This window comes from Falsiroseomonas sp. RANM36, from assembly GCF_056682175.1.
In genome coordinates this window covers 121,562-128,738 of sequence record NZ_JBWXTD010000006.1, presented here as the reverse complement: position 1 = coordinate 128,738, position 7,177 = coordinate 121,562, and the positions used below count along the sequence as shown (strand labels likewise).

Sequence of the window (7,177 nt, the reverse complement as noted above, 5' to 3'; positions counted from 1 at the left end):
GGGGGGCTGGGGGGCGGGGGCGCGCGGCGCGCCGCGGGGCCGGCGCGGGGGGGGGCCGGGGCCCCCGCCGCGGCGAAGCCATCGTCATCCGCTTCCCGCAGCGCGGCATCGAGCAGCGCGTGGTAGTCGCCGCTGTCATACGAAAAACCGAGCGCGGTGCGGTAGGGGAAGGCGTCGCGCGGAACCAGGTTGAGCTGGCGCAGCGCCACGGGATCGCGCCCTGTCTCGCGCGCCGCCTGATCCACCGCGCGCTCCAGCAGCACCAGCGCCTCCGGCTTGCCGGCGCCGCGCACCGCATCCACGGGCGCGGTGTTGGTGAAGGCGCAGCGCATGTGGATGTAGGCGGCGGGGATGTCGTACAAGCCGGTGATGACCTTCGCCAGGCCGCCGGTCGGGATGCTGGGCGTGACCAGCGAGACATAGGCGCCGAAATTCGCGATGGCCTCCACGCGCAGCGCGGTGAAGCGGCCTTCCGCATCCAGCGAGAGCGAGAGCTCGGCGACCAGGTCGCGCGCATGGGTGTCGGCCAGGTGGTGCTCCGTGCGGTCCTGCACCCAGCGCACGGCGCGGCGCAGCCGGTCCGCGGCGAAGCAGACCAGCGACTGCTCGGGATAGAGCGGCAGCTTCGGGCCGAAGCCGCCGCCGACATCGGGCGTGACGACCCGCAGCCTCTCGCGCGGCCAGCGCAGCACGTGGTCGCAGAGCAGGCGATGCAGCACATGCACCCCCTGGGACGGCGTGGTGAGCGTGACCACGCCCTCCTGCCATTCCGCCAGCGCCGCGCGCGTCTCGACATAGCCCGCGACGATGCGCGGCGAGCGCAGCGCGATGCGCGTGACATGCGCGGCGCGCGCGAAGGCGGTCTCCACCGCGGCGGCGTCGCCCTTGTGCCAGTCGCAGGCGAGGTTGCCCGGCGCGTCCTCGTGAATCGCGGGTGCGCCTTCGGCCAGCGCGTCTTCCGGCAGGACCAGGGCGGGCAGGGGGTCGTACTCGACCTCCACCGCCTCGGCCGCGTCGCGCGCCGCGTTCGGCGTCTCCGCCACCACCATCGCGACGATCTCGCCCACATGCCGCACGCGGTCCGGCGCGATCGGCAGGCGCGGCGGCTCGGCATGGCGCCTGCCGGCCGGGTCGAAGATCTCCGTCAGCGCCGGGCTGTGGCCGAGCGCCGCGGTGTCCGCCGCGGTGAAGACCGCCGCGACGCCGGCCATCGCCTGCGCCGCCGCGGTGTCCACGCGCAGCACGCGCGCATGGGCGTGCGGGGAGCGGAGGAACACCGCATGCAGCGCGCCATCCGCGGGAAGATCCGCGGTGAATCGCCCGCCGCCGGTCAGCAGCCGCGGATCCTCGAGCCGGCGGAGGGGCTGGCCGAGGCCAGGAAGCGCATCGAAGGCCATGATGACCCCGATGCTACCCCCGGCCGTCCGTCAGCGCGAGCAGGCGGCGCCGCCGAGAACGCAGAAGCGGGCGCAATGCGGGTGGTTCAGCGCCACCGGCCGCATCGCCTCGGCCAGTGTCGCGCCCAGCTCGAATTGCGGATCGTAGGGCAGCAGGGTGCAGGCGACCACCGCCGGTCGCGCCGCGCCCTTGCGCTTCACCACCATGCGGGAGGAGGCGCACATCACGCTCTCCGGCGCCTTGTGCAGGATGCCCCAACAAGCCTCGGTGATTTCCGGCACGTCGGCCGTCGCGTCCATCTCGGGGAACAGCATCAGCGCCACGGGATCGGCCGCGTCCACCGGGATGGCGTGCTCGGCGAAGAGCCGCGCGAAGCCCGCGCGCATCGTCGCCTCATCCTCGCCGCCGAAGGTTGCGCGGCCGGCGACATGCAGCCGAAAACCCTCGCGCGCGAGCCAGACGAGGCCCTCCAGAGTCTTCGCGAAGCTGCCCTCGCCGCGCTCGACATCGTGATGCGCGGCCTCGTGGTGGTCGAGGCTGACGCGGAGCGTCAGGCGGTCGGTGCCGAAGCGGTCGCGCAGCGCCAGCAGCCCCTGCGCGTAGCGCCGCATCGGCTGCATCGCATTGGTCAGCACGATGGCGGAGAGGCCGGGCCGCGCCAGCACCTCGGCCAGCATCGGCAGCAGCTCGGGGTTCATGAAGGGCTCGCCGCCGGTGAAGCCCACTTCCCGCAGCGGTTCGCCCCGCGCCTCCGCCTCGTCGAGATAGTCCTTCACCTCGGCGGCCGAGATGTAGGCCAGCGCGTCGTTGCGCGGGCTGCTCTCGATGTAGCAACTGGCGCAGGTGATGTTGCAGAGCGTGCCGGTGTTGATCCAGAGAGTCGCGAGGCCGGTGGGCGCGACGCTCGCGCGGCGCTCGCCCTTCGCGGTCACCTCGGGGTCGCGGAACTTGCCGGGCGCAAGGCGGGGCGGCGTGGCCGGGGTGCGGACGGACACGGAGACTCCTCGGGCTGTTCGACGGTGCTTCGCCGCCGGTCACGCGAAGGTTACGCGGCGGCGGGCGGGCGCGGAACGGCTATTCCGCCTCGCCCGCTTCGACCGGGATGCGGCGTGGCGATGCGACCTTGGGCTGCACCCGGCGCCCGCGCCATGCGTCCGCGGCCTGGCTGCCCGATGCCGGCTGAGCGACCCGGCTTCGTCCACGGGTGCCTGTTCCCTTCCGGTCCCGCCTGTTCCAACGTCGCGGGGAACCGGGCGTTCGGCGCGACGTCCGGCAGTCGGGGGCCGAAGCCATGAGCAAACCGTCCGAGCAACGCCTGTTCGATGCCCTGGCCACGCTCTGCCAGGCCTGTGCCGCCGGCGAGGTGCCGGTTCCCCCCGACACGGCGGAGGCGCCGCCGCCGGCCGAACCCGAGACGCGCGCCGTGCTGGGCGAGGCCGCGCTCGCCGTCGCCTTCGGCGCCTTCGCCGAGCGCGGCGATCCGGGCGGGCCGATGCAGACGCTGCTCGCGGCGCTCGGCCTTCTGGCGGTCCAGGCCGGGGAGGACCCCGATCCGCCGCAGGAGGTCTTGGGCATCGCCGCCGAGGATGCGCGGGTGGAGGACGAGATCGACCGCGCCGGCGAGGCCCTGGACGCCGAGTTCGGCCGCGACGCCGACGCGACGACGCTGACCGGCGCCCTGGAGGCACGGATCCTCGGCAGCGCCATCACGCTCGCGGGCTGCACCCTGCCCGAAGGCGTCGAGGGGCAGGCGGCGGTTCGCCTGCGCGCCGCGCGCTGCCTGGTGCGGCTGGCGGCGGGGCTGGTCGCGCTCAACGCCGTCGGCAGCGGCGGAGCCGAGCCGGGCGCCTGATCCCGAACCGCCGGCGATGACGCCGCAGCCCGAGGCCGCGCCGCGCGACGAGCCGATGCGCGGCATCCCGCTGCTGCTCTCGGCGATCGCCCTCTTCTCGATCTCCGACGCGCTGGCCAAGCACCTGGGCGAGACGCTGCCGCCGGTGGAGATCGCCTGGCTGCGCTACCTCGCCTTCGTGGCGCTGGCGACGATCCCGCTGCTGCGCCCTGGCGGGGCTGTGCTGCTGGTTTCGCGGGCGCCGGGGCTGCAGGTGCTGCGTGGGCTTGGCGTTGTCGGATCCGCGGTGGTCTTCATCGTCGCCCTGCGGTTCCTGCCGCTGGCCGAGGCGACTGCCATCAACTTCGTCTCGCCCGCCTTCGTCACGGTGCTGAGCGTGGTGTTCCTGGCCGAGCGCGTCGGCTGGCGCCGGTGGTCGGCGATCGCGGTGGGCATGCTGGGGATGCTGATCATCGTCCGCCCCGGCGCCGCCGCCTTCCGGCCGGAGGCGCTCCTGCCCATGCTCTCTTCTGCCGCCTGGGCCTCTGCGGTGATCGTGACGCGGCGGATGGGCACGCTCGATCCGCCCGCCACGACGCTGTTCTGGACGGCGGCGACGGGCTTCCTCGTGCTCAGCCTGGTGCTGCCCTTCGGCATCACCGTGCCGGATGCGCGGCAGGTGGCGATCGGGCTGCTGATCGGCGTGGTGTCCTCGGCGGCGCAATGGCTGGTGGTGCTGGCCTATCGCGCGGCGCCGGCCTCCGTGCTCGCGCCCTTCTCCTATGTGCAACTGGTGTTCTCGGGCCTGCTCGGCGTGCTGGCCTTCGGCACGGTGCCGGACCGCTGGACGCTGCTGGGTGCGGCGGTGATCGCGGCGAGCGGGCTCTACATGGCGCATCGCGAGCGGGTGCGATCGCGCGCGGCGCGGATGACCGCCCCGCCCGATCCACTCCCCGGCCCGGAGGGAAGGCGGTAGCCTGCCGGCGTGGCACGGTTCCGCATGGCCCTCCCTCCGCGCAGCGCCGCCCCTTGAGCGCCGGCTCGGCCGCACCGCCGGGCGCGCGGCGCGTGGTGCTCGCGCTCGGCGCGACGCAGACGCTGGCCTGGGCGAGCAGCTACTACCTGCCCGCGATCCTGGCCGCGCCGATGGCGCGCGATCTCGGCCTGTCCTCCTCCTGGGTCTTCGGCGCCTTCTCGGCGGCGCTGGTGCTCTCCGCGCTGCTCGGCCCCGCGGTCGGGCGCGCCATAGACCGGCGCGGCGGGCGCGGCGTGCTGGTGGTGTCCAACCTGGTGCTTGCCGCGGGGCTCGTGCTGCTGGCGCTGGCGCAGGGCCCGGCGACGCTCGGCTTCGCCTGGCTGGTGATGGGGGTGGGCATCGCGCTCGGTCTCTACGACTCGGCCTTCGCCACGCTCGCGGGGCTCTATGGGCGCGCGGCGCGCGGGCCGATCACTGGCATCACGCTGATCGCCGGCTTCGCCAGCACCGTGGGCTGGCCGGTCTCCGCGCTGATGGCGGAGGCCTTCGGCTGGCGCGGCGCCTGCCTCGGCTGGGCGGCGCTGCAACTGCTCATCGGGCTGCCGCTGAACCGTTTCCTGCTGCCGCCCGCGCCGCCGCCCGCGAAGCAGGCCGCCGCGGCGGAAGGCGAGGAGGCGCCGGCCCCGCGCTTCGCCATGCCACTGCTGGCCTTCGTCTTCGCCGCTACCTGGGCGGTGGCGGGCGCGCTTGCGGCGCATCTGCCGGCGCTGCTGCAGGCAACGGGCGCGAGCCCCGCGGCGGCGATCGCCGCGGCCGCGCTGATCGGTCCCGCGCAGGTGGCGGCGCGGCTGCTGGAATTCGGGCTGCTGAGCCGCTTCCATCCGCTGGCCTCCGGCCGGCTGGCGACGATCGCCCATCCGCTCGGGGCGGCGGCGCTGCTGCTGTTCGGCCCCGTCGCGGCACCGGTCTTCACGGTGCTGCACGGCATGGGCAACGGCATCATGACGATCGTGAAGGGCACGCTGCCGCTCGCGATCTTCGGGCCGGTCGGCTACGGCGCGCGGCAGGGCCTGCTCTCCGCGCCGTCGCGCTTCCTGCAGGCGATGGCGCCGCTCGGCTTCGGGCTGGTGCTGGAGCGTGGCTCGGTGGAGGCCGCGCTGGCGCTCACCTCGGGCCTCTACCTGGCGGCCTTCATCGCCATGCTGCTGCTGCGCGCGCCGCGGCGACCGGCCGTGGCGTCCCCGGCCCGGGGGGCGTGAGGGGCGGGATCTCCGGCGTCGGCGTCGCCGGCGGCGGCGTTTCGGCCGGCGGCGTGCCGGGCGTCACGGGCGGCAGGCCGGGCAATTCGGGGCCGGGTCCGGGCGGCGGCGTCACGGGCGGCGTCCTGACGGGCGGTTCCGGCGGCGGCGCGGGAACCTCCGGCCGGGGGTCAGGGGATCGCGGATCGGGCGATTGCGGGTCGGACGGCGTCGGATCGGATGCGTTCATGCAGCATCAACGCGGCCGCGCCCTGCCTGGTTCGGGCGGCGCCGTTGCGCGCCGCCCGCCCGGCGATCAGGCCGCGGCGGCCACCGGCGTCGGCGCCACCGGGATGCGCTGGGCGATCTGCGCCACCGCCTCGTCGCGCGTGATGTTCTCGACCGCGGCGATCTCCACGGCGAGCCGCTCCAGCGCGGCTTCGAAGATCTGCCGCTCGGAGAAGCTGCGCTCGGGGTTGTTCACGTTGCGGCCGAGGTCGCGCAGCACCTCGGCGACCTTGCGCGGGTCGCCGCTGTTGAGCTTCGCCTGCAACTCCGCCGCGCGGCGGGCCCAGGTGATGCCGCGCACCGCGCCGCGCGGCGTGGTGGTCAGCACATCGAGCGCCTCGGTGATCAGCGCGCCGCCGGCCAGGCGGCGGATGCCGTTCACCGTCACCTTGGCGCGCGGCACGCGCAGCAGCAGCCGGCCCTCGCCGAAGGCGAAGTGCACGAGCTCGAGCGTCTCGCCGCCGACGGTGGCGGTCGATTCGCCGGTCACGCGACCGACGCCGTGGGCGGGATGCATCACCGCATCGCCCACGGCGAAGCCCGCGAGATCCTTGGACTTCGCGGCGGGCTGCGCGGTGGTGCGGGCGGCGTCGGGCTTCGGCATAGCGGCCGGCTCCATGGTCGTGGCGTGCTGGATGTCATCCAGATGACGTTGGTCGCCGACAAGATCAAGCTTTTCGCGCAGATTGGCTCATGCGCCGGGCGCACGGGTCTTTTGTGCGCAACGCGCTTCGCCGCCCGTCTGCGCGTCGCGCCCCTCGCCGGCGCAAGGCGAATCCGTCAGGATGAACCCATCCGCAGGAGGGATGGCATGGACGGCGAGGACGGCCGGCGCGCGCGGGTGCTGGTCGCGCCCGAGCGAGTCGCGGCGATGGACGGGGTCGCGATCCTCGCCATCCGGAACCCGCGCGGCGACGAGGGCCGCACGCCGCGCATCCCCGGCGCCGTCGATGTGGACCTGCCGGGCGAGCTGGCCGGTCCGGGCGGCGGCACGCGCGGCAGCCGGCCTCTGCCCGCGCTGTCCGATCTGCAGCGTCACGCCCGTTCCTGGGGCCTGCGCCAGGGCCAGCCCGTCGTCGTCTACGACCATGATCGCGGCCTCGTCGCGGCGCGCGCCTGGTGGGTCCTGCGCTGGGCCGGCATCGCGGATGTCCGGCTGCTCGATGGCGGCTTCGCCGCCTGGGTGGCGGCGGGTCTGCCGGTGGTCCATCGCCCGCCCGCGCCGCAACCGGGCGATGTGGCGCTCGCCGCCGGGCACATGCCGGTGCTGGACGCGGATGCGGCGCTGGCGATGGCGCGCGCGGGCGTGCTGCTCGATTCACGGGTGCGGCCCAACTACATCGGCGGCACCGTGCCCCCCGGCGCGCCGCCGCGCGGCCCCATCCCCGGCGCGCGGGGCGCGCCCCCCGCCGCCAACATCACCGCGCCCGGCCCCGTCGCCGCAGC

Annotated in this window: 7 protein-coding genes; 4 read left to right on the top strand and 3 right to left on the bottom strand. The window is 75.0% G+C overall.

All coding sequences use genetic code 11. The annotated features are described in order from the left end of the window. Together AC1MIR_RS22165 and AC1MIR_RS22160 are read right to left on the bottom strand one after the other, a co-directional pair. A partial coding sequence (locus AC1MIR_RS22165; protein ID WP_480030360.1) for a xanthine dehydrogenase family protein molybdopterin-binding subunit occupies positions 1–1,397 on the bottom strand: 1,397 nt, incomplete at its 3' end. Between the two features lie 30 nt (positions 1,398–1,427). Further along, positions 1,428–2,393 carry a radical SAM protein gene (locus tag AC1MIR_RS22160; RefSeq protein WP_480030359.1) on the bottom strand — a complete coding sequence of 322 codons (966 nt, stop codon included), beginning with the start codon at positions 2,391–2,393 and terminating at the stop codon, positions 1,428–1,430. A 296-nt stretch (positions 2,394–2,689) separates the two neighbouring features. On the opposite strand from AC1MIR_RS22160, the gene AC1MIR_RS22155 reads away from it, so the two are divergent. Genes AC1MIR_RS22155 through AC1MIR_RS22145 form a run of 3 tightly spaced genes read left to right on the top strand, consistent with a single transcriptional unit; the run spans position 2,690 to position 5,464 of the window. Beyond that, on the top strand, positions 2,690–3,250 hold the full coding sequence (locus AC1MIR_RS22155) for a hypothetical protein (protein WP_480030358.1): 561 nt from the start codon (positions 2,690–2,692) through the stop codon (positions 3,248–3,250). A 16-nt stretch (positions 3,251–3,266) separates the two neighbouring features. Next, on the top strand, positions 3,267–4,205 hold the full coding sequence (locus AC1MIR_RS22150; RefSeq protein ID WP_480030357.1) for a DMT family transporter: 939 nt from the start codon (positions 3,267–3,269) through the stop codon (positions 4,203–4,205). Positions 4,206–4,258: 53 nt separating this feature from the next. Continuing rightward, the gene (locus AC1MIR_RS22145) at positions 4,259–5,464 is read left to right on the top strand and encodes an MFS transporter (RefSeq protein WP_480030356.1); all 1,206 of its coding nucleotides are present in this window, start codon (positions 4,259–4,261) and stop codon (positions 5,462–5,464) included. A 295-nt stretch (positions 5,465–5,759) separates the two neighbouring features. Here AC1MIR_RS22145 and AC1MIR_RS22140 read toward each other — a convergent pair whose 3' ends face one another. After that, positions 5,760–6,335: a CarD family transcriptional regulator gene (locus tag AC1MIR_RS22140; protein ID WP_480030355.1), complete on the bottom strand. Its 576-nt coding sequence runs from the start codon at positions 6,333–6,335 to the stop codon at positions 5,760–5,762. 207 nt (positions 6,336–6,542) lie between these two features. Here AC1MIR_RS22140 and AC1MIR_RS22135 point away from each other — a divergent pair. Next, the coding region (locus AC1MIR_RS22135; protein ID WP_480030354.1) for a sulfurtransferase at positions 6,543–7,177 on the top strand (635 nt) is incomplete at its 3' end.